21 protein-coding genes, 1 rRNA gene and 1 pseudogene are annotated in these 24,926 nt (G+C 33.3%); 16 read left to right on the forward strand and 7 right to left on the reverse strand.

Annotation, left to right across the window (positions count from 1 at the left end):
- Nucleotide 1 precedes the first annotated feature (1 nt).
- Both rfaE1 and rfaD read right to left on the reverse strand, forming a co-directional pair.
- Entirely contained in the window at nt 2-1,522 is a 1,521-nt protein-coding gene (gene rfaE1 / locus CDV25_RS07510; protein WP_108911421.1) for a D-glycero-beta-D-manno-heptose-7-phosphate kinase, read from the reverse strand.
- Entirely contained in the window at nt 1,523-2,521 is a 999-nt protein-coding gene (gene rfaD, locus CDV25_RS07515; RefSeq protein ID WP_108911422.1) for an ADP-glyceromanno-heptose 6-epimerase, read from the reverse strand. It abuts the gene before it with no gap.
- 337 nt (nt 2,522-2,858) lie between these two features.
- Here rfaD and CDV25_RS07520 point away from each other — a divergent pair, with 337 nt between their 5' ends.
- From CDV25_RS07520 to CDV25_RS07580, 13 genes and pseudogenes are all read left to right on the forward strand, one after another.
- On the forward strand, nt 2,859-3,209 hold the full coding sequence (locus CDV25_RS07520) for a DUF485 domain-containing protein (protein WP_108911423.1): 351 nt from the start codon (nt 2,859-2,861) through the stop codon (nt 3,207-3,209).
- A complete protein-coding gene (locus CDV25_RS07525) occupies nt 3,206-4,855 on the forward strand; it encodes a cation acetate symporter (protein ID WP_108911424.1) in 1,650 nt (549 codons plus the stop codon). The genes CDV25_RS07520 and CDV25_RS07525 overlap by 4 nt, the downstream gene beginning before the upstream one ends.
- A gap of 95 nt (nt 4,856-4,950) precedes the next feature.
- Entirely contained in the window at nt 4,951-6,459 is a 1,509-nt protein-coding gene (gene nikA, locus CDV25_RS07530) for a nickel ABC transporter substrate-binding protein (RefSeq protein WP_108911425.1), read from the forward strand.
- The gene (locus tag CDV25_RS07535) at nt 6,459-7,391 is read left to right on the forward strand and encodes an ABC transporter permease subunit (RefSeq protein ID WP_108911426.1); all 933 of its coding nucleotides are present in this window, start codon (nt 6,459-6,461) and stop codon (nt 7,389-7,391) included. Before nikA ends, CDV25_RS07535 begins: the two co-directional genes overlap by 1 nt.
- Complete coding sequence (gene nikC / locus CDV25_RS07540) at nt 7,392-8,195, forward strand: nickel ABC transporter permease subunit NikC (RefSeq protein ID WP_108911427.1); 804 nt, start codon at nt 7,392-7,394, stop codon at nt 8,193-8,195.
- Nucleotides 8,195-8,923, forward strand: a complete 729-nt coding sequence (locus CDV25_RS07545) for an ABC transporter ATP-binding protein (RefSeq protein ID WP_108911428.1) — start codon at nt 8,195-8,197, stop codon at nt 8,921-8,923. Before nikC ends, CDV25_RS07545 begins: the two co-directional genes overlap by 1 nt.
- Complete coding sequence (locus CDV25_RS07550; protein WP_108911856.1) at nt 8,907-9,707, forward strand: ATP-binding cassette domain-containing protein; 801 nt, start codon at nt 8,907-8,909, stop codon at nt 9,705-9,707. Before CDV25_RS07545 ends, CDV25_RS07550 begins: the two co-directional genes overlap by 17 nt.
- Nucleotides 9,708-9,769: 62 nt before the next feature.
- Nucleotides 9,770-9,997 carry a twin-arginine translocase TatA/TatE family subunit gene (tatA, locus tag CDV25_RS07555; RefSeq protein WP_034555244.1) on the forward strand — a complete coding sequence of 76 codons (228 nt, stop codon included), beginning with the start codon at nt 9,770-9,772 and terminating at the stop codon, nt 9,995-9,997.
- 2 nt (nt 9,998-9,999) lie between these two features.
- Complete coding sequence (gene argS / locus CDV25_RS07560; protein WP_108911429.1) at nt 10,000-11,574, forward strand: arginine--tRNA ligase; 1,575 nt, start codon at nt 10,000-10,002, stop codon at nt 11,572-11,574.
- A gap of 9 nt (nt 11,575-11,583) precedes the next feature.
- Nucleotides 11,584-12,506 (forward strand): annotated as a pseudogene (fabD, locus tag CDV25_RS07565) (ACP S-malonyltransferase).
- Entirely contained in the window at nt 12,506-13,192 is a 687-nt protein-coding gene (locus tag CDV25_RS07570) for a 5'-methylthioadenosine/adenosylhomocysteine nucleosidase (protein ID WP_108911430.1), read from the forward strand. Before fabD ends, CDV25_RS07570 begins: the two are co-directional and overlap by 1 nt.
- Nucleotides 13,192-13,650 (forward strand): SixA phosphatase family protein, encoded by a 459-nt coding sequence (locus CDV25_RS07575; RefSeq protein ID WP_034555012.1) that lies wholly within the window; start codon nt 13,192-13,194, stop codon nt 13,648-13,650. The genes CDV25_RS07570 and CDV25_RS07575 overlap by 1 nt, the downstream gene beginning before the upstream one ends.
- 1 nt (nt 13,651) lies before the next feature.
- Complete coding sequence (locus tag CDV25_RS07580) at nt 13,652-14,161, forward strand: NanQ anomerase/TabA/YiaL family protein (protein WP_108911431.1); 510 nt, start codon at nt 13,652-13,654, stop codon at nt 14,159-14,161.
- Here CDV25_RS07580 and CDV25_RS07585 read toward each other — a convergent pair whose 3' ends face one another.
- The 5 genes from CDV25_RS07585 to CDV25_RS07605 are packed head-to-tail and all read right to left on the reverse strand — an operon-like array spanning nt 14,162 to nt 18,855.
- Nucleotides 14,162-14,830 (reverse strand): YggS family pyridoxal phosphate-dependent enzyme, encoded by a 669-nt coding sequence (locus CDV25_RS07585; RefSeq protein ID WP_204161839.1) that lies wholly within the window; start codon nt 14,828-14,830, stop codon nt 14,162-14,164.
- A gap of 16 nt (nt 14,831-14,846) precedes the next feature.
- The gene (locus tag CDV25_RS07590) at nt 14,847-15,851 is read right to left on the reverse strand and encodes an SAM-dependent methyltransferase (protein WP_108911433.1); all 1,005 of its coding nucleotides are present in this window, start codon (nt 15,849-15,851) and stop codon (nt 14,847-14,849) included.
- Complete coding sequence (gene abc-f / locus CDV25_RS07595) at nt 15,851-17,764, reverse strand: ribosomal protection-like ABC-F family protein (protein WP_108911434.1); 1,914 nt, start codon at nt 17,762-17,764, stop codon at nt 15,851-15,853. The genes CDV25_RS07590 and abc-f overlap by 1 nt, the downstream gene beginning before the upstream one ends.
- Nucleotides 17,757-18,569 (reverse strand): prolipoprotein diacylglyceryl transferase, encoded by an 813-nt coding sequence (gene lgt, locus CDV25_RS07600; protein ID WP_108911435.1) that lies wholly within the window; start codon nt 18,567-18,569, stop codon nt 17,757-17,759. Before lgt ends, abc-f begins: the two co-directional genes overlap by 8 nt.
- Nucleotides 18,553-18,855 carry a hypothetical protein gene (locus tag CDV25_RS07605; RefSeq protein ID WP_034554975.1) on the reverse strand — a complete coding sequence of 101 codons (303 nt, stop codon included), beginning with the start codon at nt 18,853-18,855 and terminating at the stop codon, nt 18,553-18,555. The genes lgt and CDV25_RS07605 overlap by 17 nt, the downstream gene beginning before the upstream one ends.
- Nucleotides 18,856-20,562: 1,707 nt before the next feature.
- On the opposite strand from CDV25_RS07605, the gene CDV25_RS07610 reads away from it, so the two are divergent.
- The 3 genes from CDV25_RS07610 (at nt 20,563) to efeB (ending at nt 24,902) form a co-directional block, all read left to right on the forward strand.
- Nucleotides 20,563-22,059: ribosomal RNA gene (locus CDV25_RS07610) — 16S ribosomal RNA — on the forward strand.
- A gap of 845 nt (nt 22,060-22,904) precedes the next feature.
- Nucleotides 22,905-23,726, forward strand: a complete 822-nt coding sequence (gene efeO / locus CDV25_RS07615) for an iron uptake system protein EfeO (protein WP_108911436.1) — start codon at nt 22,905-22,907, stop codon at nt 23,724-23,726.
- 9 nt (nt 23,727-23,735) lie between these two features.
- The gene (efeB, locus tag CDV25_RS07620; RefSeq protein WP_108911437.1) at nt 23,736-24,902 is read left to right on the forward strand and encodes an iron uptake transporter deferrochelatase/peroxidase subunit; all 1,167 of its coding nucleotides are present in this window, start codon (nt 23,736-23,738) and stop codon (nt 24,900-24,902) included.
- The last annotated feature ends 24 nt before the right edge of the window (nt 24,903-24,926 follow it).

A 24,926-nucleotide genomic window follows, 5' to 3' on the forward strand; every position in this document is an offset into this window, starting at 1 on the left:
ACTACTTTAAGGTTTTGATTTTTTCAATAATAGCGGTGCTACTTTTGCCCTCTATATAGTCTATTAAGACGACTTCTTTAGCGATATTACTGCCTATTATTTCTTGATTTAGATAATCTTTGCCCTTAACTAAAATATCGGGTTTGATTTTTTTAATAAGCTCTAAAGGGGTTTCTTCCTCAAAAATAATCACAAAATCTACACATTCTAAGGCACATAGCATAGCTATTCTATCATATTGCGAGTTAATGGGGCGATTCTTACCTTTAAGGGCTTTAATAGAATTATCACTATTTAAGCCAATAATGAGTAAATCCCCTAAATTTTTCGCCTTATTTAAGTAATCAATATGCCCTAAATGCAAAACATCAAAACAACCGTTGGTAAAAATAATTTTAGATTCTAAGTTTTCTAGGGCTTTAATGAAATCCTCTAAGTGGGTAGGGCTAATGTATTTATCCTTATAATTTCTTATCCTCTGTGGCGTGTTTTGGAGTTGTAAGCAAAGAGGAGATTCTTTGTGTTTATTCTCTTGGAGGGTTGATAAGAAATGGCTATCAATAAATTGGGAGTTAAGGAGATTATTTTTTCTTAAATAAGTGACAATCTCCTCTTTGGAAGCTGTGGCGGAGCCGATTTTATTCACAACAACCGCTGCTGCTGCATTAGCGAAATAAACACTTTGGAGAATATTTTTTTGCAGGGAGAGCATATAGGCTAGGGCAGCAATAACCGTATCTCCAGCACCGGTTACATCAAAGACTTCTTTAGCCACTGTTGGGATTATTTGTAGGGTTTTATCTAAGATAGCTATGCCATCCTCACTTAAGGTAATTAAAGAAAATTCTAAATCACATATTTGTTTTAATTTTTTGGCGGTTAAAAGTAGGCTTTCTTGATCGCAAATGGAGATATTTGTGGCTTCTTTAGCCTCTTTTTTATTAGGGGTTAGGAGTGTAGCCCCGCGGTATTTTTGATAATCTTTACCTTTTGGGTCAATTAAAATCTTAATTTTAGATTTTTTCGCAAGAGTGATAAGCTCTTGTGTAAGCTTAGGGCTTAAAACGCCTTTTTGATAATCTGAAAGTACAATGCAGTCAATTTTGTGATTTTTGATAAGTTGTGTGCTAAAGTCTAAGATAAAAGATTCTCCTTTTTGGTCAATGCTTTCTTTATCCTCTTTATCGACGCGTAAAACTTGTTGGTGTGCGGCGATGATTCTTGATTTTTTGGTTGTGGGGCGATTTTTATGAATATAAATGCCTTGTGTGTGGATATGGAGGGCTTGTAATTGATATTTTAGTTTCTCTCCTGCTTCATCAGTCCCTATCATTCCGCAGATAAAAACCTCTGCCTCTAAAGCCACTAAATTATTAGCGACATTACAAGCACCCCCTAAACTTAAGGTTTCTTTGGTTACCTCAATCACTTGCACGGGGGCTTCAGGTGAGATTCGCTCACAATTTCCCCAAACATAATGATCTAAGATTAAATCCCCAATAACTAGAATCTTTGGCTTCAATTACCAGCCCTTTAGATGAATATCTTGGATTTGCCCTACATAGTCTTTAATGCCATCCTCTAAGGAGAATTTAGACTCATAGCCTAGAAATTCTTTAGTGAGTGCAATATTAGCTTGTGTATGGGTTTGAAAAAAATTATAGGGATTATCAAAATATTCCACTTCAAAATCCCCTAAATGCTCTCTAAGAGAGGCTACTATATCATTATAACTCCTAGCCTCTCCACTTCCTACATTATAAACCCCGCTTTTTTTAGCCCTCATTGCTTTAATATTAGCTTGAATAACATCTTTAATATAGACAAAGTCGCGTTTTTGCTCCCCCATTTTAAAGAGCCGAACTTTTTTACTTTTTAAGGCTTGTAAGCCTAATTGTAAAATCATAGAAGCGGTTTTGCCTTTGTAAAATTCATTTTTGCCATAGACATTAAAATACCGTAATCCTACGATATGCAAGAAAGGAAAGCTTTGTGCGTATTTACTCGCTAAATTATCCATCATAAGTTTAGAAAATCCATAAATGTTTTGGGGAATCTCACCGCTTCCTATATTATTGGGAGCTGGGGTATTGCCATATACACCAGCACTTGAGGCATAAATCATCTTAGAATGTGTTTTTAAGCATAATTGCAATAGATCTTTAAAGGCATTGACATTGCTTCTTAAAACAGTCTCTTGATTGCTAATAGTAGTATCAGAAATAGCTGCTTGGTGAAAGATATAATCAAACCTATTTTCTTCTAATCGTTCTAAATCTTGTTTATTGTTAATATCACCAACAATTACTTCACCATTAAAACCTAAGAGATTCTTAAAATGCCCTAGAGATTTAAGATTACCATTACTAAAAGTTTCTTCATTTCTAAAGCAATCAAAGACGACTACTTTAGCCTTAGGGTGGTATTCTTGAAAATACAATGCTAAATTAGAACCTATAAATCCTGCTCCTCCGGTGATTAAAATATGCTTTCCCTCTAAGGTATCGCTAATATATTGCATACTCATCCTTAAGTCTATTTTGTCTTTGCATTATAACAAAAGTTTAAAATATTTATATCTTGAAGTAGGCAAGATATAAATTGATAATTTTCTTTAAGTAAAGAATTGATAGAAAGTAGAGACTTTATGTTTAAATATTTTAAGATATTAAAACTATAAAGAGTGTATCAAATATTATAGAGTGTTTCTATTATACCCAAAACTTATATTCTCCCTTGTATTAGAGTTACTATAATAAACAATTTTTTATATTAATTGGTATAGCTTAAAATTATTATGTAAAACTTATGTGTTTTTAAGTAGCATATCAAAATAAACTTCTTTATAAGGATCGAATATGAAAAATGATGAGGTTATTAAAAAGTTTCGGGATTTTATTTCTTTAAGGAATAGAGTTTCTTTAATATTGTCGCTTGTTATCTTAGTGTTCTATTATACTTTTATAGTAAGTGTTGGTTTATTTCCAGAAGTTCTTGGGTATCGTTTAGGACCTAGTGCAATTACGCTTGGAATTATCGTTGGTATTTGCTTAATTGTTACTTGTATCATTGCAACAGGAATTTATACTTTCTTTGCTAATGTATATTTTGATAAAGCACAAGAAGAAGTATTACAGGAGTTAGAGGGTAGTAGTTTATTAGAGGATCTAAAAGAAGGTAAGATTACTTATTATAAGGATAATAAATGAAAAAAATAATAGCATTTTTAAGTATTTTTAGTAGCTTGTGTTTTTCAGCAGGAGTTGATGTTGGTGAGGTTGTCAAGACACAGTTTAACCCAACTGCAGTTATTATGTTTTTAATCTTCGTTTTAGCAACTTTAGGAATTACTTATTTTTCTAGTAAAAAAAGTCAATCTGCAAGTAGTTTTTATACTGCTGGAGGGAATATCACAGGACTGCAAAATGGGACTGCCATAGCAGGGGATTATATGAGTGCCGCTTCATTTTTAGGCATTACCGCTCTTGTTTTTACCAATGGGTTTGATGGGTTAATCTATTCCATCGGGTTTTTGGTTGGTTGGCCTATTATTTTATTTTTAATTGCGGAGAAGTTTAGGAATCTTGGCAGATTTACCTTTACTGATATTGCTGCTTATCGGTTAGATTCAAAGCCTATTAGAATCTTATCTGCAGTATCGGCTTTAAGTGTCGTTAGTTTTTATCTTATTGCTCAAATGGTAGGTGCTGGGCAGTTAATTCAAGTGCTTTTTGGGCTTCCTTATGCGGTGGCGGTTATTTTGGTTGGGATTTTAATGATTTGTTATGTAACTTTTGGTGGGATGCACGCTACAACTTGGGTGCAAATTATTAAAGCCATTTTACTCTTAAGTGGGGCTACTTTTATGTCTTTTATGATTTTGTATCTTACAAAATTTGATTTAACCTATTATTTTTCTGAAGCAATAAAGAATCATCCTCAAGCTGAGGGTATTATGAGTCCTGGTGGATTTATAAAAGATCCAATTTCGGCTATTTCATTAGGGCTTGCATTGATGTTTGGAACAGCAGGATTGCCACATATTTTGATGCGATTTTTCACGGTTAAAGATGCTAAAGAAGCAAGAAAATCTGTTTTTTATGCTACTGCCTTTATTGGGTATTTTTATATTTTAACTTTTATTATCGGATTTGGTGCGATTGTGTTATTGCTTGGGAATCCGGATTATACCAATGCAGATGGGACTTTTAATGGCATTGCGAATATGGTTGCTATTACTTTAGCAGAGGCTATAGGGGGAGATATTTTCTTAGGATTTATTTCAGCGGTTGCTTTTGCGACTATTTTAGCTGTTGTCTCTGGACTTGCTATCTCTGGGGCAGGAGCTATAAGCCACGATTTATTTGTGAATGTTTGTAAAAATGGTGTATGTGATCAACAATTAGAGAGAAAGGTAACGAAAATTGCTACTATTGGTATTGGAATTGTTGCTATTATTTTAGGAATGATTTTTGAAAAGCAAAATGTAGCTTTTATGGTTGGTTTAGCATTTGGGATTGCTGCTAGTGTTAATTTTCCCATACTTTTATTAAGTATTTATTGGAAAAATCTTACAACAAAAGGTGCCTTTTATGGAGGCTTAATTGGCTTAATTGTTGTCTTAGCTCTTGTGATTTTAAGCCCTAGCATTTGGGTAAAGAGTTTTGGCTTTAGTGAAGCAATTTTCCCCTATAATCATCCAGCAATTTTCTCTATTCCTTTGACTTTTATCCTTATTTATATTATCTCTAAACTTGATACTTCTAAACGGGCTGAAATTGATAAAAGCGGATTTAATGCGCAGGATTTTAGAGCTCAAACAGGTATAGGTATTAGCGAGGCAGTTTCTCACTAATATCCCCCCACCCCCTTATTTGGGTAGTTTTAAGTATTTATTTAGTTCTCAAAATATAAAATCATAGCCTTATATTTAAGATTTAAGGGGTAGTTGTGAAAATTATTCTTTCTTTAATTTTTCTATTTTCTTATGTTTTTTCCACAGAAATTATCAGTGCGTGGAATGTAAATGCAGGCAAGATTAATCCTCACCTTTATTCTCCTAATCAAATGTATGCACAAGTAATGGTTTATCAAGGGCTTGTTCGTTATACAGAAGAGGGGATAAAGCCAGAAATAGCAGAATCTTGGGATATTTCTAATGGGGGCAAAACCTATACTTTTCGAATTAAGAAAGATTTGAAATTTTCTGATGGAAGTCCTTTAGATGCTTATGCTATTCAATCAAACTTCGATGCAATTTTAGAAAATAAATCTAGGCATTCTTGGCTTGGTATAACTAATAAAATTAAAAGTTATAAAGCTCTTAATCCTCTTGTTTTTGAGTTAGAGCTCAATAGTCCTTATGTTGCAGTTTTAAATGAGCTTAGTCTGCCGCGTCCTTTTAGGATAATCTCTCCAGGGGCTATGATTAATAAAAGTACCAAAGATGGAATAAAAGCCCCTATTGGTAGTGGTCCTTTTATGCTAGAAGAAAGTGTGCTTGGTGTGCGTGATGTGTTTGTTCCTAATCCTTATTTTTCAGGCAAAAAGCCACAAATTTCTCGCCTTGTGATGAAAATTCTTCCCGATGCCCACGCTAGAATTTTAGCTTTTGAAAGTGGTGCTTTGGATATTTTAGTGGGTAGAGATTCTATTTCAAGAGAGAATTTTAAGCGACTTAGCCAAAACCCTAAATACCAGATGGTTACTTCTAAACCACAAGGGACTTTTCAGATAGTTCTTAATGCTTCAAGGGATAGACCAACTTCTAATAAGGATTTAAGAAAGGCTATTATTATAGCTGTGAATAAGAATCTTATTTGGGAGAAAATATTATTGCAAATTGACCCAAAAGCAGATTTTTTATTTAACCCTCTCCTACCATTTTCTAATGTTGGATTAGAGAAGGTTCCCTTTAATGTAGCAGAGGCTAAGAAACTTTTAAAGGACAAAAAGTTTAAACCCTTAGAATTTGTTTATATCGCTAATAATCCTACACAAAAGGCGATTGCCGAAGCGGTTGCTTTGGATTTAAGTAAAATTGGTCTTGAAGTTAAATTAATTGCTAGTGAAATAATTAGTTTTTATCAAAGCCAAAAGAATGGTAATTTTGATTTAATTTTCAATGATACTTGGGGTAATCCTTATGACCCTCATTCTTTTATTGCATCAATGCTGGTTCCAACACACGCAGATTTTACGATTCAAAAAGATTTAACCAACAAAAAAGATATTGATGCAAATATTTATAGAATCTTAAACGCCTATGGAGACAAGGAATTGCAACAAGAATATACCAATCTACTTACTGCTTTGCACCAAAGTGATATTTATTTGCCTCTAGCTTATACTCTTGTTTTAGGAGTATATCGTAAAGACAAAATACAATCTTATCATTTTGGAAATATGGAGAGTGAGTTTTTGTTTGAAGAGCTAGAGATACGGAAAAAGAGAGAATAATGTTTAAATTTATAGGGCAGAGGATTTTGTTTTTAATCCCTATTTTACTAGTAGTTTCTTTTATTGTCTTTGCGATTTTGCGTCTTAGCCCTATTGATCCTGCTTTTGCTTACCTTACCCAATCCCAAATTCCTCCAACACAAGAGGCACTAGAAATTGCTAGGGAGGAATTAGGTTTGAATTTGCCTTTTTATCAACAATATGGGATATGGTTAAAAAATATTTTGCACTTAGATTTTGGAATCTCTTATGTAACAAAACGTCCTGTCTTAGAGGATATTTTGTATTATTTACCTACAACCTTAAATCTAGCTTTTTTGTCAATGATTGTTGTAGTGATATTTGGGATTGCATTGGGTGTATTAGGAGCTATAAAAAAAGATACCATTATCGATAGGGGGCTTGGGGTTTTTGCCTTTATTGCTGTTTCAACGCCAAGTTTTTGGTTAGGGTTTTTATTGATTTATGGTTTTACTTTGAAGCTTGGTATTTTATCCCCTTATAAGGATTTCTCACCAACAAGTTATATTTTACCAGTTATTACTTTAAGTTTAATGTCTATAGCGATTAATATGCGTTTGATGCGCGTAAGCTTTTTAGAACACCAAAGTCAAAGAAGCGTTTTATACGCTTATGCTAGGGGATTGTCTCAATATACAATTCATAAACATATCCTTAAAAACTCTATTTTACCTATTGTTACTTCTTTGGGAATGCATTTTGGTGAGCTTTTAGGTGGGGCTGTGATTGTGGAGATTCTCTTTGGAATGCCCGGTTTTGGGAGATATGCTGTAGGGGCAATTTATAGCCACGATTATCCGGTTATTCAAGCTTTTATGCTTTTGATGGTAGTGGTTTTTATAGTGCTAAATTTATTGGTAGATATTGCTTTAGCGTATCTTAATCCAAAGATACGTTATAAGGAAGTTTAAATGCGTTTAAAAATTGCTTTGTTTTTGAGTGTTACTTTAATTTTTATTGCTATTTTTGCACCCCTAATATTTCCTCATAATCCTAATATAGGGGATTTACAAATGCAATTTTCTCCACCTAGTAGTGAATATTGGCTTGGGACTGACCATTTAGGGAGGGACATTTTAAGTCGTTTGGGCTATGGAGCAAGAATTTCCTTTTTTAGTGTATTATGTATTAGTTTTTTGATTGTTATAAGCTCTTTTAGTGTGGGGATGATTGCCGGATACAAGGGGGGAGTAGTCGATAATATTTTAATGCGTATTTGTGATGTATTTTTAACTTTTCCAACTTTTGTTCTTGCTTTGTTTTTTATCGCTATTTTAGGTGTTGGTTTGGTGAATGTGATTTTAGCCATTGCTCTTACCCATTGGGCTTGGTATGCAAGAATGGTTAGGAGTATTGTGTTAGAGGTGCAGACGCAAAACCATATAATGGCTGCTAAAATGCTAGGTGGCAGTGAATTTAAGATTTTATGCCAACATATCTTGCCGGTGGTTTTTGTGCAGATGATTATTCTAATTACCTTAGATTTTGGGCATATGCTCTTACATGTTGCGGGATTATCTTTTTTGGGACTTGGTGTGCAAGCCCCCTTAGCAGAATGGGGAGTTATGATACAAGATTTTGCACCTTTTGTTATGGAATACCCGCATTTGATGGTTTATCCGGGGTTATGTATTTTTATAAGTGTTGCGATTTTTAATACTTTAGGGGAAGCATTGCGGGATAAATATGCTTTAGATACTTTAAAGGTGGCATAATGATTAAAATAGAAAACTTATCTTTAAAAAGTCCCTACAAGCAGATTTTAAAAAATATTTCTTTTACAATGTCAAAGGGTGAGAGGATCGCTATTTTGGGTGAGAGTGGAAGCGGGAAAAGTTTGCTTTTGAGGGCTATTTTAGGGATATTGCCCCAAAATATTTTTTTAGAAGGACAAATTAGCAATAATGCAAAAAATGGCGTTATTTTGCAAAATCCTGCGAGTTGCTTTGATGGTATTTATACTCTAAAGGTGCATTTTCTAGAAACACTTAAAGCCCACGGTATAGATTTAAAAGAGCAAGAGTGGGGGCTAGAATCGGTAGGATTAGCAAGGGATGTCCTAGAATCTTATCCTTTTGAGTTAAGTGGGGGTATGCTTCAAAGGGCGATGATTGCTTTAGCACTTTGTATTAATCCTAATTTTATCTTTAGTGATGAAATGACAAGTGATTTAGATTGTATCGGTGTTAATGAGATTATTGATTTATTTTTGTCTTTGCAAAAACAAAAAAATTTTGGAATCTTATTTGTAACACACGATGTATTTTTAGCCGCTAAAGTTGCAGAGACAATGATAGTCTTAGATAAGGGAGAAATTGTAGAATATGGAAAAGTGCGAGAGATTTTAAACGCTCCAAAAGCTAGAAAAACTAAAGAATTATTTGATGAAAACCAAAAATTATTCCAAACACCTTGGGGAGATTTTAGTGCAAGAGTTAATTAATGTTAAGGAAGTCTCACAATATTATAAAAAGGGTAATTTTTTCTCTAGAGCCCCCCTGAATATGGCTTTAAACAAAGTTAGTTTTTCTTTGTTTGAAAATAGAAACTTAGGAATTTTGGGTAGGAATGGGGCAGGTAAATCTAGCCTTGTAAGAATCTTATTAGGATTAGAAAAGCCAAAAAGTGGTCAAGTAACTATACTTTCTAAAGAATATTTTAAAGGGGAGGATAGGGAGTTAAAAAAATCTATTCAAGCGGTTTTTCAAGATCCTCAAAGCTCTTTAAATCCTAGATGGAGCGCTAGGGAATGTTTATTAGAGGGGTTAGCAAACTTTAAAATGCTAAAAAATGCTAAAGAGCAGAGTGAAGAGTTAGCGGATATTATAGAGTTAAGAAAAGATTCTTTAGATAAGAAAAGTTCAGAATTTAGTGGTGGGGAACAACAAAGAATCAACCTTGCAAGGGTTTTAGCATTGCGACCTAAAATATTAATTTTAGATGAGGCACTTTCTAATTTAGATGTGCATTTGCAAATGAGAATGATTGAAAAACTTAAGAGTTTGCAAAAGCAATTCCAAATGACTTATATTGTAATTTCTCACGACTTACGCATTGTTTTACAGCTTTGTGGGGATATTTTACTCCTTAAAAACGGACAAATTGTTTTTAGAACCAATAAAGAAGAGGGGATATACAAGGCTATTTCAAGAGAACAAAGAGGAGATGGAGAGAATTATTTTTATGAATTTTATCAAGCAAGTTTTCAGCATTTGGTTTTTGATTAGGTTTGATGGTTACAAGTTAAAGTATGCTATAATGAGGAAAATTTCTCATTAAGGATAAAATAATGATGCCAAGTGTGCAACAATTATTGATTGTTTTATTAATTATTATTGTTTTATTTGGGGCTAAGAAAATTCCAGACTTAGCTAAAGGATTAGGTTCGGGGATTAAAAACTTCAAAAAGGCGGTTAAAGAAGAGGAAGAAGAGGTAGCCACTAATACTAAAATTGAGCAAGATAAAAAACAAGAAAATGCTTCAACTACTACTAATGCTGAGAACACTAAAGTTTAAAAATGTATCCAAGCCTTAAAGCTCTTATTAGCCAGACTTTAGATATTGAATGTTTTTTAGAAAAACCAAAAGATAGGAAATTTGGGCATTTTGCTTTACCAACTTTTAGCCTTGCTAAAACTTTGAAGAAGAATCCTCCAGAAATTGCACAAGATTTTGCTAAAAAATTAGCAACTTTAGCAGAGATAATAAACATTAATGTTGTGGGTGGATATGTGAATTTTTCTTTAAGTGATGGCTTTTTGCAAGAATGTGTAAAGAATTTTTTAACTCCAAAATTTTTAAAAAATACAAAAGAAAAAATTTTGCTTGAATATGTGAGTGCTAATCCGACAGGTCCTTTACATATCGGACACGCAAGAGGAGCAATTTTTGGCGATTGTTTAGCGCGTTTTGGTGAGTATTTAGGATTTGAAGTTGTTAGGGAATATTATATTAATGATGCGGGCACACAAATAGAAAATTTAGGACGTTCTATTTATATTGCCGGAAGACATTTATTTTTTAATGAAGCTTATAACTTACCAGAGGATTGTTATAGAGGTGAATATATTTTAGAGTTAGCAAAAGAAGCAAAAGAGCATTTTGGTGAAGAATGCTTTGAGTCGGAGAAAAATATTGCGGATTTAAGTGTTTTTGGCAAAGATAAAATGTTAGAAGAGATACAGGCTAATTTAGCACAGATTGGAATAGTATTTGATAATTTTGTAAGCGAAAAGACACTTTTTAAGGAATGGGATAACACATTAGCACAATTACAAAAAGGTAATGGAGTTTATGAGCTAGAGAAAAAAATATGGATAAAATCTAGTGAATATGGGGATGAAAAAGATAGGGTGATTGTCCGAGAAAATGGGGAACCTACTTATCTTGCTGGAGATATTATCTACCATAGGAATAAATTTAAACGCTCTTTTGATAAATACATTAATATTTGGGGGGCTGATCATCATGGCTATATTGCTAGAATAAAAGCGGCTATAGAGTTTTTAGGGTATGAGAGTAAAAATTTAGAAATATTGCTCTCACAAATGGTAGCTTTGCTAAAAAATGGTGAAGCTTATAAGATGAGTAAGCGAGCGGGTAATTTTATTTTATTAAAAGATGTGGTAGAGGAGGTTGGTTCTGATGCTTTGCGTTTAGCTTTTTTAAGTAAAAAAGCCGATACACATTTAGAATTTGATGTGGAGGATTTGAAAAAGCAAGATTCTTCTAATCCTATCTATTATATCAATTATGCACACGCTAGGATTCATACACTCTTTGAAAAATCTCATCAAGATTTTCAAAGTTTTCAAGGGCAGTCTTTAGAGGGCATTACAGAATCTTTGCGTGATTTATTGGTTTTAGCTTTGAATTTTTCTAAGGTTTTAGAAGATTCTTTTAGCCAAAGGGCTCCCCAAAAGATGGTGGAATACTTGCGTATGCTCTCTTCAGAGTTTCATCATTTTTATAATGAAGAAAAAATTTTACACACAGAAAATGAAAAGCAAATTTTAAGTGTTTTAAAGATTGTAGCACAAGCTCTTTTTCAAGGATTAGAACTTTTGGGTGTGCAAGCAAAGACAAGAATGTAAAGGATCATAATGAATGTTGCAGTAATTTTTCCTGGTCAAGGTAGTCAAAGTATAGGGATGGGAAAAGATCTTTATCAAAACTCACAAGAAGTTAAAGTGCTTTTTGAACAAGCAAGTGATATTTTGCAAGAAAATATGGCTAAGCTTTGTTTTGAAGAAAATGATAAATTAAATCTAACACAATATACACAGCCTGCAATCTTGCTCGTAAGCTATGCGATTTATTCTTTGATATTGCCTAAAATAAAAGGCAAAATAGGTTTTGGTTTAGGGCATTCTTTGGGAGAATTTAGTGCTTTATGTGCTAGTGGTGTTATTGATTTTGATAATGCTTTAACCTTAGTTAATCAAAGGGGAGATTAATGGAGGAGTGCTGTAAAAATAAAACCGCTGGAATGATGGTTGTTTTGGGTTTAGAAGACCCCATTTTAGAAGAATTTTGTGATAAAAAACGTAATATTGGTTTGAAAGTATGGTGTGCCAACTATAATGCGGATGCACAAATGGTATTAGCCGGAGGCAGGGAGGATTTATCAAGCCTTGAAGTTGAAATAAAAGGACTAGGAGCTAAGAGAGTCTTAATGCTTCCTATGTCCGTAGCTAGCCATTGTCCTATTTTAGAGGGAATGCGTGAGGATTTTGCGGTTATTTTAGAAAGTTCTTTAAAAGATTCTTTTGGGTTTTCTATTATCTCTAATGTTAGTGCAAAGCCTTATAATAAAAAGGATGAGGCTTTGAGATTATTATCTAATCAGCTTATTTCCCCGGTGCTTTATAAGCAATCTATTCGTGAAAATGATAAGGAAGTTGAGATATTTATAGAATGTGGAGGAAATGTATTAAAGGGCTTAAATAAGCGGCTTACTTCCAAAGAGACACTTTCTTTGCAAAATTATCAAGAAGTGCAAGAATTTTTAGATAAGGATTTTTAATGAAGGTTGGTATTTTAGGTGCGATGGATGAAGAAATAATGCTTTTATTGGAGCATTATAAGGATTATGAGAGTATTTGCTTTGGTGGAAATACTTTTTATAAAATTAAACAAAATGGAATTATTATTGCAAGTAGTCGTATAGGCAAGGTTTTCTCTGCTCTTAGTGCGTCTATAATGATTTTGCATTTTGGTTGTGAGGGTATTATTTTTACTGGTGTTGCAGGGGGAGTTAATCCAGAGTATAAAATTGGTGATTTAGTCTTAGGCGTAGAGTTAGCACAACACGATGTAGATATTACCGCTTTTGGGCATCCTTTTGGATTCTTATCAGGAGGGAAAGTTTTTACAAAAACCGATGAAAAACTCAATAGTATTGCTAAAGAAGTCGCTAAAAATGAAGGTTTTAGGATGTATGAGGGAATTATTGCCACAGGGGATCAATTTATTCATAATTCTGAACGCAAAGAGTGGATTAAGCATACTTTTAAAGCCGATGCTATAGAAATGGAAGGTGCTAGTGTAGCAGTAGTGTGTGATAATTTGCAGATTCCTTTTTGCATTTTGCGTGCAATTTCCGATAATGCTAGTGATGAAGCTTTGGTAAGTTATGAAGAGTTTTTAGAAGAAGCTGCAAGAAAAAGCACACGACTTGTTATTAAAATGCTAGAAAAAATGGGATTATAATGTATTTGGTTTTGGTGCGTCACGCTAAAGCTGAAGATAGGGAGAAATGGAATGCAAAAGATGATTTAAGACGACCTTTGGTAAAAAAAGGTGTTAAACAGGCTAAAAACATAGCAAAATATCTCAAAAAATACTCTATTGATGCCATAATTTCTTCTTTAGCCATTAGGGCTTCTGATACCGCTAAATATATTGCAGCTTATCAAAAACAAAGCACTTTCTTTTTAAGTCCTTCTTTGAATCCAGAAATAGGTATAGAGGGTTATATTAAACATAAAGAAGAGATACAACAAGATTGGGAGGTAGTGGTTATAGTGGGACACGAGCCTTTAATTGGTGAATTTGTGCGGCACCTTTGTGGGGAAGTATCTTTGAAGATAAGTAAAGGCTGTGTAGTGGAATTAGAATATAAGGCTAATAAATGGCGATTAGTAGGTTTAAAGAATTTCAAGGCTTGATATGTTTGTAGGCTATTTTCCAGATATTTTAAGAAAATTTAAAAAAAGTGAATCTTTGCTAAAGGTATGTAGTTATCTCAATGAAGCTTTAGATGAGGAAAGTGAAGTTTATCATAGGATTACACATTTAGGAGCTAATGAAAGTTTGGAAGTGTATGTAGATGAGGGGATTAAATCTATCGAACAAGCTTATTATACAAAGTCTCCCAAAGAGGCATTTTATGAGAGCCATCAAGAAATGGTAGATTTTCAAATGCTACTAAAGGGCAGGGAGATATTCTTTGTTGCTCCTCATAGCCTTTGTGAAATAAAGAATCCTTATAATAGAGATAAAGATTTAATAGAATATTATCCAAGTATCTATGCTTCAACCTTGCTACTTTTTAGGGGTAATCTAGCAGTTTTTGAAGCAAATGATGTGCATGCTGGTGGGATTTTTATTAGCCAGAGTGAGCTTGTGCGAAAAATTGTTGTGAAGATTCCACAAAAACTTATTAAGTTTAATTTTTAATTATTTAAAAAGTATAGTGCCTAATCGCACACAATTACTTCCGCATTTAATCGCAAGTTCAAAGTCTCCGCTCATTCCCATACTTAGTGTTTGTGCGCCTATGGGGAGTAGCTTTTCATAAATCTTATAAGTCGTTTCAAAACTTTTTTGAATGATTTTTGTATCTTGAGTATGTGCTCCAATACTCATAATTCCGGAAAGCTTGATATTAGGGAAATTCTGAGAGATTTGGTGGTATTTTTCAATGGCAACTTCAGGCATAAAGCCACTTTTATTATTTTCTTTTGCACTATTGATTTGTAAAAGTGTCCGTAAAGTTTTGTTTTCTTTACTTAGTCGCTTTTGTAATTCTTCTGCGAGACTTAGAGAGTGTAGGCTATGGAGCATAAAGGGTTTGATTTTTAGTAGCATATTAATTTTATTACTTTGTAAAGTGCCAATGAAATGCCATTCTAAGGGGAGAGATTCTAAGAGTTGGGATTTTTGGTTTAAATCTTGCACTTTATTTTCTCCAAAGGCTCTTTGTCCGCATTGATAAAGGGCTTGTATTTGCTCTGTGGTAGAATATTTGCTAACTGCAATTAGTCTAACAATTCTATGTCTATCTACAGCGATTCTTGCTTTTTCTATCCTCTCAATGGCATCAAGGAGATTTGTATTAAAATCCATAATTATCCTTTTTAAGTTATTTTACAAAAGCCATACCTAAAAATCTCTCACCTAATAAACCCGGCTCAAGAAGTGTCCGAATCTTAGCAGAGTGTTTCATAAAAGATTGCAATCCATATTTAGCAATATACCATTCCCCAACTTTATCTAAACCCATATCTACTAAGGCTCTATTTTGCCTATGGCAAAAAAGCTTTTTTGCACCTATGGTTTCAAAGTAGTTATTCCAAATTGTAAAATTAACATCATAGGTTATATCACATTTGTTAAAAGATTCTAAAAAGCTTTTATCATATTCTGTGCTTTTAGGAGAAATGAATAGATTTTTTGTTGAGTGTTTTTCAAAAAGTCGTAAAGAAAACTCATTTCTTGTTTCTAAGCTTCCATAATCAAAGGTTAAAAACATCCAATTTTTCGCACAATTATTGCAGTTTTTGATAAATTCTTCTATATATAAAGGAATTTCAGAAATCTGCAAATGAAACTTTTGTGCGATTTGTTCTATGGGTTTTGGGGCTTTTTTGAAACTTAAAATATTATCCTCTATAAAAGCTATTTGTCCTTGATAATAAAGTTCGCAAGGAAAAGCATCCAAAAGTTCATTGCTACAATAAAAAATAAAATCATAATGCAGGGATTTAATGGATTGAAAATCCTCTACTATTAAGAGGTTTTTAGAATCTATTTTTTGCAAAAAAGTTTGATTTTGTATGTTGTGTAGGGACTTAAGTGGTTCTAAAATCAGAAAATCAATTTTATGAAAGTTTAAAAAATTTTCTTTTAAAAAAAAGGCAATATCACTTATTAAATTGCCCCTTTCTGCACCAATTTCTACAATGGCAATCTTTTGGTTTTGAAGAGAGTTTAATTGTGCTTGCAGATAATAGCCCAAGGTATAGCCAAAAAATTCACTTACACTTATGCTAGTGTAAAAATCCCCTTCTTTGCCAATATGCAAATTTCTATAATAGCCACTCTCTCCATAAAGCCATTTTTGCATAAATTCACCAAAACTCTGCATTAGAGATTTTCCATTTTTTCTTCTAGCTCTAAGTATTGCGTAATTTTCTCTTCACATAGGGCTTTTTTGTTTTCATATTCTAAAGCTAGGGTTGTTAAATCGCTATTTTTCTGTGGTGTATAAAGTTCTTTTTCTAAAAGTTTTAATTCTTGCTCTAAAGATTCAATCTCTTTGGGTAATAGCTCTAAAAGTCTCTTTTCATTATAACTTAGCTTAGTTTTATTTTTTGGTTTTTCCACTTTTGTTTTTTGAAGTTCTTTAGCAATATTGGTGTATTCTTTAAGCTCATTTTGAATTTCTAAGTATTCGCTAAAGCTACGATGGGATTCTTCAATTTTTTTATCTTTTAGGATAAAAAGTTTTTTAGCGATTTTATCCACAAAATATCGGTCGTGGCTTACAAAGAATAAGGCTCCTTGAAAGCTTTGTAAGTATTCTTCTAAAATATTGATAGTGGGAATATCTAGATCATTAGTGGGTTCATCAAGTATTAAACAATCATATTCTTTGCTAAAAAGTAATGCTAAAGCTACACGACTTTTTTCTCCACCACTTAATGCACCAATTTTTCTATCTAAAAATTCTTTAGGAAAAAGGAAGTTTTTAAGGTAGCCAAAAATATGCAAACTTTTGCCTTTGACTTCTATATGGTCTCCCCCAAAAGGGCAAAAGGTTTCTAATAAATCTTTAGAATCATCAAGCATTTCACGATGTTGGTCAAAATAGCCTATTTTAAAATCCCCCCTTTGGAGTGTTCCATAATAGTTTTGTGCTCTCCCTAAAAGGAGTTTTAAAAATGTGCTTTTGCCTACCCCATTTTTACCAACAATAGCGACTTTATCAGTGTTTAAAATCCGAGTAGAAAAGTTTTTAAAGAGGATTTTATTCCCCATTTGCATAGAGATATTTTCTAATTCAAAAAGCATTTTTTTGCGGTTTGTTCCTTCAAGTTGGTTAAAACGTTTATGCTCTCTCTCCAATTCTAAACTCATTTTTTTGATAAGGGAGGGATTTTTCTTTGCTTCTTCCCTTAGTTTTAAAATCCTTTCTTTTCTGCCCTCATTGCGTTTTACTCTAGCTTTTACCCCTCTAGCTAACCATTCTTCTTCCATTCTTAGGTGTTTTAATAAAGTTTGGTGGCTTTTTGATAAGCTTTTTAGTAATGCTTCTTTGGCTTTTAGATAATCCCCATATCCTCCGTTAAATTCACGGATTTTACAATCCTCTACTTCAATAATGCGGGTAGCGATTTTATCGATAAAATACCTATCGTGGCTAATAAAAACAAGGGTGTATTTTTCTTTAAGTAATAAATTTTCTAAAGACTCTACCATTTCTACATCTAAATGATTAGTGGGTTCATCTAGGAGTAAAATATCGGGTTTTATAAGTAGCAAACAGGCTAAGGCTACGCGTTTTTGCTCTCCCCCGCTTAAATATTCTACCTTTTGGTTCTCTAACTCCTTTAACTCAAAGGTTTCTAGGATTTGTTGAATCTTGTTTTCTAAGTCCCAAGCATTATGGTGTTCAATGAAGTTTGATAGTTTTGAGTGTTTTTTTAAGAGTTCTTTATCATAAGGAGCATTTTGTAGAGATTTTGCTATTTGCTCTAAGGATTGCTTTGCTTGATTAAGTGTTGTAAGAGCTTGTAAAACACTCTCTTTAGTTGTCGATCCCTCTTGAAAATTTGGTTTTTGGGCGAGCGTTTGAATCTCTAAATCCCCTTCTAGGATTCTCTTTCCATAATCTGCTTCTAATTCCCCATTAAGGATTTTTAAAAGGGTGCTTTTTCCCGCTCCATTTTTGCCAATGATAGCTACTCTCTCCCCTTGGTGAATATGTAAGGAAATATCTTTTAAAATAGGTTTATAATCAAAGGCTTTAGAGATGTTTTGTAAGGAGATATTAGCCACTTTTTGCCTTTTGTGTTAAAAAATATAAACCCAATGCACCAATGATTAAAGATAGGAGTTGTCCTTGCGTTAGCCAATTAAATGCTATAAAGCCAAGTTGTAAGTCAGGTTCTCTGAAAAATTCTGCAATAAAACGGGCTAAAGAATACAAAATAATATATAAAAGTCCAATTTCCCCAACAAAATGAGCTTTTTTGCGGTATAAAAATAAAATAACAAAAACAACAATCCCCTCTAAAAATGCTTCATATAACTGGCTTGGGTGCCGTAATACACTATCAACATAGATTCCTAAAGGATTTGTAGTTTCTCGTCCTACTAATTCTTGATTTAAAAAGTTTCCAATTCTACCAAAGACATAGGCTAGAGGGATACTAAGTCCTGCTAAATCAGCAAAAAGCCAGAAATTCACTTTTTTTATTTTTGTAAAGATAAAAGAAGCAATTAAAAATCCAATTACAGCTCCATGAAAGCTCATTCCGCTAATACCTATGAAATTTCCATTCCTATCAAAGGGATTAAATATCTCCCAAGGATGGCTTAAATAATAGAATGCAAAAGGATCATAAAATACAATATAGCCTATTCTAGCACCCAAAATTACGCCAATTTCTACCCATATAAAATAACTATTTAATAGCTCTTCTTTAATGGGGTAAGCGTCTTTTTTAATAAAAAGTTGTGCGATAAATAATGCTAAGAGTAGGGCGGCAACATACATAATCCCATACCAGCGAACAGAGATTCCAAAGAGACTAAAGGCAACGGGGTCAAAAACGTTATAAATATTATTCCATACTTCCATTAATAACCTTAAGGAATTTATGCAAGCCAAGTTTTAAAAAGTTATTATACAAATAAGAGTTTTCAATATAAATTATGAAATTAAAATTATTTTTTTTAGCAAGTTTTAGCCAATATCCTAGAATATACAAATTGATTTCTTTAGCATTAGGAATATTAAAAATTACTTCTAACTCGCCCCTTTTTCGTTTTTTTTCTAAAAGACTTTTTAGTTCACTATAATCACTCATATCTTTTAATTTACCCCGTAAGTTAAAAGTATTTTCATTAATCTTTTGTAATTTCATTATATTTCCTGCGTATAAATAATCTTGCAAAAGATTCTAACAAAATTAAAAGAAAATTCGAAGATTTATAGCAGTAAATATAGAAATTAACCCCCAATTTAGAATCCCCATATCATTTTTATTCCATAAAGTTTTTAGGATTTTATATTTGGTTCATATTTTTATAAGAGTATTAGGCATAAGATTCTCTAGTATTGAAAAAAGCTCTAATTGTTATTGTGGTTTTCTTATGTGTTTTTTAAATCCTCCCCCCATTCTCTTAATTAACCAACAACATCTACTTAATACCTAACTATCTCTGTATCCCCTTTAATCTTTAATATTCACTTAATACTTACTCAACACCTAACTTAAATAAATACTTAATATCTCCTCTAATCTTTAATATCTACTTATTAATCTTTAACACCTAATATCTCCTTTAATCTCTACTCTTTGCTCTACATTAATACCTAACTATCTCTGTCCCCTTTAATCTTTAACACCCAAGACTTACTTAATCTTTAATCCACTTAATCCACTGACTTACTCATCTATCTACCTAATCTTAACCAAACAATCTTCTTTGAAATTCAATCAATCATTTATCTAAAACCTAATAGAACATTTATAACTCCTTTAATCCATTAATCCGCCCCTTAATCTCATATTAAGCTATTTTTACTATAATTTCACTTCCTTTTTTGCATTTTAAAAGGGTTCTTTGAAAATTCAGCTTGATTTAGGATATTAATAGAGATAAGTTCCTTAAACTTTTAATGAAGTTAAACTAGAATTAGTAACTTAACTATTTAAAAGGTTGTATTTAAATTAAAGTTAAAGCCTTAAGTTTTTAATATTTATTAAAGGCTTAAAGTTAAACATTTAAGTTTTTAATATTCAATAAAGAAGCTTAAGAAATACAATGAAGCATTCCCTACTTCTATTGATAAAAATAGAAAACTAAAGAGACATTATCCATCTTTTTAATAAGGTAATGCTCTATTATAAAGCTTTAGTATCTCTTTTAAGAATGAAAGCATTCCAAGATTTAGCCTTAAAGAAATTTCAATAACTCAAATAGATGTAAAAATGTTCTTTAATCTTTTAATGTATTACCACATTAAAGTTAAATGATCTTTGACAACTAAGCAGGAAATTCTTAAAGAAAGACATTTCTTATTGAATTTTCTAAAATCATAATAGAGAACTCATTTATTACTTTGGTGTTTTATAAGAGTTAAAGAGATTTAAGTATCTAATTGCAATAGCTATGGTTAGAATCTTATTAGCTAGTAATTACTAGCTATTATATTATTTTAATTTAGAGATAACCAATAAAGATTTCTTAACTTCTAATGCTTGTAAAACAAAAGTTTAAACAGAGATTTTGAGATTTTAGGACAAACTAATCCAAAGCTAAGAATCTACATTAAAGCTTTTAATTAAAGAAATTAATTAGATTCTTATTCTTAATTTTTAAGAAACTTCTTAAGTTAAACTTCAAGACTTCAAGAATACTTAAAAATCCTAAAGAGTTTTTCATTATCATTGATTATCATATCTTTAATCTTTCAATGAATAACACTTTTGTTAGAAGAGTTTATGTTTAATTTATGTTTAGTTTAAACTTTGATAGGGAGAGTGGCTTACTATGTATTTAGTTTGCCATACTCCTTATCCTTAGAAGTTTATATCCCAATTAATTAAAGAGATAAACTTCTAACTTTTTTGGAGAGTTTGATCCTGGCTCAGAGTGAACGCTGGCGGCGTGCCTAATACATGCAAGTCGAACGATGAAGCTTTTAGCTTGCTAGAAGTGGATTAGTGGCGCACGGGTGAGTAATGCATAGGTTATGTGCCTCATAGTCTAGGATAGCCATTGGAAACGATGATTAATACTGGATACTCCCTACGGGGGAAAGTTTTTCGCTATGAGATCAGCCTATGTCCTATCAGCTTGTTGGTGAGGTAATGGCTCACCAAGGCTATGACGGGTATCCGGCCTGAGAGGGTGAACGGACACACTGGAACTGAGACACGGTCCAGACTCCTACGGGAGGCAGCAGTAGGGAATATTGCTCAATGGGGGAAACCCTGAAGCAGCAACGCCGCGTGGAGGATGAAGGTTTTCGGATTGTAAACTCCTTTTGTTAGAGAAGATAATGACGGTATCTAACGAATAAGCACCGGCTAACTCCGTGCCAGCAGCCGCGGTAATACGGAGGGTGCAAGCGTTACTCGGAATCACTGGGCGTAAAGAGCGCGTAGGCGGAATAGCAAGTCAGATGTGAAATCCTATGGCTTAACCATAGAACTGCATTTGAAACTGTTATTCTAGAGTATGGGAGAGGTAGGTGGAATTCTTGGTGTAGGGGTAAAATCCGTAGAGATCAAGAGGAATACTCATTGCGAAGGCGACCTGCTAGAACATAACTGACGCTGATGCGCGAAAGCGTGGGGAGCAAACAGGATTAGATACCCTGGTAGTCCACGCCCTAAACGATGAATGCTAGTTGTTGCGGAGCTTGTCTCTGCAGTAATGCAGCTAACGCATTAAGCATTCCGCCTGGGGAGTACGGTCGCAAGATTAAAACTCAAAGGAATAGACGGGGACCCGCACAAGCGGTGGAGCATGTGGTTTAATTCGAAGATACGCGAAGAACCTTACCTAGGCTTGACATTGATAGAATCCTATAGAGATATGGGAGTGCCCTTTTAGGGAGCTTGAAAACAGGTGCTGCACGGCTGTCGTCAGCTCGTGTCGTGAGATGTTGGGTTAAGTCCCGCAACGAGCGCAACCCTCGTCCTTAGTTGCTAACTATTTGGTAGAGCACTCTAAGGAGACTGCCTCCGTAAGGAGGAGGAAGGTGAGGATGACGTCAAGTCATCATGGCCCTTACGCCTAGGGCTACACACGTGCTACAATGGGAAGTACAAAAAGATGCAATATTGTGAAATGGAGCAAATCTCAAAAACTTCTCTCAGTTCGGATTGTAGTCTGCAACTCGACTACATGAAGCTGGAATCGCTAGTAATCGCAAATCAGCAATGTTGCGGTGAATACGTTCCCGGGTCTTGTACTCACCGCCCGTCACACCATGGGAGTTGTATTCGCCTTAAGTCGGAATGCCAAACTGGCTACCGCCCACGGCGGATGCAGCGACTGGGGTGAAGTCGTAACAAGGTAACCGTAGGTGAACCTGCGGTTGGATCACCTCCTTTCAAGAGAATTAACTAAATATTTGTTTATTTAGTTTATGTTACATCTTTCTTTTTCCTGCTTAGTTGTCAGAGATTGTTTGGCTTTCACTCTTTACTTTTTATAGCACTTAATGTATCTTTTTTAAAAATATTAGAGTAATTCTGATTCAAAAAATCTTAGTTGAAAATTCAAATATCACAAAGTAAATGGCGAAAACTTTGCGTCTTCAATGATTAAGTTATCTTAAATGCAAATAAATGATATATTATTTAGAAAAATTTGGAAAATAATCGCTAGAATACGAACTTATGAGGGGTTTTATAATTATTGCCATAGGAATAAAAAAATTAAAGGAACTTCTTAGAGTAATGTAAAAATATGAAAACATCTTTAATTGCAATAATAAATGGAAAGAGGAAAAATAAGGAGAAATAAAAAAGCTCTATGATTGCAGTGATTGAGCTAAACTTGAAAAAATTATAAACAATCTTGAATATTCATTTAAAAGAATGCAAGAATAAATTTATCTTGGCATAAATATAAGATATAATGACTAATATAGTTTTTAAGCTACTGCTTTAGGCAACATTTAGAGTAATGCTAGATTAATTTGTAGTTTATTATGGATTACCCTTTAAAACTTATCAAAATATGGCTTTTAGTGTATTGTGGGTAAATCATAGAATAAATCATTATAAAGTTTTGATTAAAATTTATTAGTTTGATTATTAAATTATTTTTTATTTTCAGCTATAATGTTTTTATATTTTTTTAATAAAAAATTTTATAAACTTTATTATCAAAAACAATTCTTATAATTGTTTTTTTGGTGAAATTTCTTCAACATAAATGATAAGGATATAAAATGCAGATTTGTAAAATAACTATGAGTTTAGCTGTATCAGTGATTATTGGGTGCTTACAAGTTGCTAATGCTGCAATGGATTTGACAAAAGACGCAGAGAAATATAGACAATATGTGATTGGGCAAATTGACCTACTCTTATCAGATACTGAAAGATTTGTTGGGGCATTAAAAAAAGGAGATGTTAAACAAGCAAAGGCGATTTATCCCATTGCTAGGATGTATTATGAACGCAGTGAGCCTATAGCAGAGAGCTTTGGGGAGTTGGATGCTCGTATTGACGCACGTTTAGCAGATCTTCAAGAGGAGGGTAAAAATGAAAAAGATTGGAGCGGATTCCACAAAATTGAAAAGATTTTATGGGAAAAAAATACAACAAAAGGAACGGAGGCAATAGCAGATCAGCTTTTACTCGATATTAAAGAACTTAGAGCAAAAGTTCCGACGGTTGAAGTAGATACAGAATTAATGCTAACTGGGGCGGTAGATTTACTTAATGAAGTTTCAACAAGTAAAATTACAGGTGAGGAAGAGATTTTTTCTAAAACAGACCTTTATGATTTTCAAGCAAATATAGATGGTGCTGAAAAGATTTATGAGCTTCTTCGTCCGCATTTATTACAAAAAGATAAAAAATTAGCTAATGAAATTGAAAAACAATTTAAAGCAGTCAATACGCTTCTTGCAAAACATAATCGTTCTAAAAAAGGCTATGATTTTGTGGGTTATGATAAGCTCTCATCAACAGATATTAAAGAGCTTGCAGAGGCGGTGAATAAACTAGGAGAACCTCTTTCAAAAATGGGCGTAATCTTAGAATAAGGGAAGTAAATGAAAAATTTAGATCGCCGAAGTTTCTTAAAAGGTATTGCGATAGCTACAGCTGGGGTTTTATCCCCTGCTATTGCAGATTCAAAAACCTATTCTTCAAGAACTCCTACTATAAAAAATCCTTATTCATTTTTTGGCATACACCAACAAGGTATTGCTACACCACCGCAAAAACATATTTATTTCTTAGTGTTAGATTTACATACAAATTCACGCTCTGATATTAAAGAGGTTTTTAAGGTTTGGACTACCTATGCAAGTAAATTAACATTAGGTGAAAATGTTGCCCCTTATAGTAAAAATACTCTTATTCCTACTTTAGATACGGGAGAGGCAGATTCTCTTAATCCCTATAATCTTACACTGACTTTTGGGGTATCTGTTAGTTTTTTTGATAAATTGGGTTTAAAATCCTCTCGTCCTAAATTGCTAAAGGATTTACCACATTTTCCAAGGGATCAATTGCGTGAGGAATTTAGTGGGGGAGATATTTGTATCCAAGCTTGTGCAGATGATCCACAAGTAGCTTTTCACGCTGTGAGGAATCTTGTGCGTATAGCTAGGCTTAAAGTTACAATGAAATGGTCTCAAATGGGCTTTAATTCCTATGAAAATAATGATACCCCACGCAATTTATTTGCTTTTAAAGATGGGACGGTAAATCCTAGTGCTAATGAGCTTGATAAAGTCGTTTGGGTAAAAGATGGAAGTTGGCTTGATAATGGGAGTTATTTGGTAGTTCGTCGTGTGCAAATGCATCTTGAAACTTGGGATAGAACACATTTAAAAGCACAAAATGATACTTTTGGGAGAAAACGCGATTCTGGTGCAGCCTATGGTAAAAATGAGGAGTTTGAAGAAGTTGATATTACAGCTATGCCTGAAGATTCCCATGTGTTTTTAGCTAAGACAACAGGAATGCAAATATTGCGTCGTTCATTTTCTTTTGCAAGTGGTATAGATCCTCGCACTGGGCAATTTGATGCGGGATTATTATTTATTGCGTTCCAAAAGGATCCTATGCAGTTTATTGCGATTCAAAATGCCTTAGGTAATATTGATAAAATGAATGAATATATTACCAATATTGGGAGTGGGCTTTTTGCTTGTTTTGGTGGAGTTAGTAAAAAAAATGGAGATTATATAGGGAAATCTCTTTTGGGTTGATTAGTCCATTATTTAGGAGTTTTT

This window comes from Helicobacter apodemus (assembly GCF_003097575.1).
GTDB lineage: Bacteria > Campylobacterota > Campylobacteria > Campylobacterales > Helicobacteraceae > Helicobacter_D > Helicobacter_D apodemus.

What these genes read in the sequence shown, in the direction of transcription:
- rfaD (WP_108911422.1), bottom strand. Translation starts at nt 2,521, where the DNA reads ATGCAATATATTAGCGATACCTTAGAGGGAAAGCATATTTTAATCACC.
- CDV25_RS07520 (WP_108911423.1), top strand. Translation starts at nt 2,859, where the DNA reads ATGAAAAATGATGAGGTTATTAAAAAGTTTCGGGATTTTATTTCTTTA.
- CDV25_RS07525 (WP_108911424.1), top strand. Translation starts at nt 3,206, where the DNA reads ATGAAAAAAATAATAGCATTTTTAAGTATTTTTAGTAGCTTGTGTTTT.
- CDV25_RS07535 (WP_108911426.1), top strand. Translation starts at nt 6,459, where the DNA reads ATGTTTAAATTTATAGGGCAGAGGATTTTGTTTTTAATCCCTATTTTA.
- nikC (WP_108911427.1), top strand. Translation starts at nt 7,392, where the DNA reads ATGCGTTTAAAAATTGCTTTGTTTTTGAGTGTTACTTTAATTTTTATT.
- CDV25_RS07545 (WP_108911428.1), top strand. Translation starts at nt 8,195, where the DNA reads ATGATTAAAATAGAAAACTTATCTTTAAAAAGTCCCTACAAGCAGATT.
- tatA (WP_034555244.1), top strand. Translation starts at nt 9,770, where the DNA reads ATGATGCCAAGTGTGCAACAATTATTGATTGTTTTATTAATTATTATT.
- argS (WP_108911429.1), top strand. Translation starts at nt 10,000, where the DNA reads ATGTATCCAAGCCTTAAAGCTCTTATTAGCCAGACTTTAGATATTGAA.
- CDV25_RS07570 (WP_108911430.1), top strand. Translation starts at nt 12,506, where the DNA reads ATGAAGGTTGGTATTTTAGGTGCGATGGATGAAGAAATAATGCTTTTA.
- CDV25_RS07575 (WP_034555012.1), top strand. Translation starts at nt 13,192, where the DNA reads ATGTATTTGGTTTTGGTGCGTCACGCTAAAGCTGAAGATAGGGAGAAA.
- CDV25_RS07580 (WP_108911431.1), top strand. Translation starts at nt 13,652, where the DNA reads ATGTTTGTAGGCTATTTTCCAGATATTTTAAGAAAATTTAAAAAAAGT.
- CDV25_RS07585 (WP_204161839.1), bottom strand. Translation starts at nt 14,830, where the DNA reads ATGGATTTTAATACAAATCTCCTTGATGCCATTGAGAGGATAGAAAAA.
- CDV25_RS07590 (WP_108911433.1), bottom strand. Translation starts at nt 15,851, where the DNA reads ATGCAGAGTTTTGGTGAATTTATGCAAAAATGGCTTTATGGAGAGAGT.
- lgt (WP_108911435.1), bottom strand. Translation starts at nt 18,569, where the DNA reads ATGGAAGTATGGAATAATATTTATAACGTTTTTGACCCCGTTGCCTTT.
- CDV25_RS07605 (WP_034554975.1), bottom strand. Translation starts at nt 18,855, where the DNA reads ATGAAATTACAAAAGATTAATGAAAATACTTTTAACTTACGGGGTAAA.
- efeO (WP_108911436.1), top strand. Translation starts at nt 22,905, where the DNA reads ATGCAGATTTGTAAAATAACTATGAGTTTAGCTGTATCAGTGATTATT.
- efeB (WP_108911437.1), top strand. Translation starts at nt 23,736, where the DNA reads ATGAAAAATTTAGATCGCCGAAGTTTCTTAAAAGGTATTGCGATAGCT.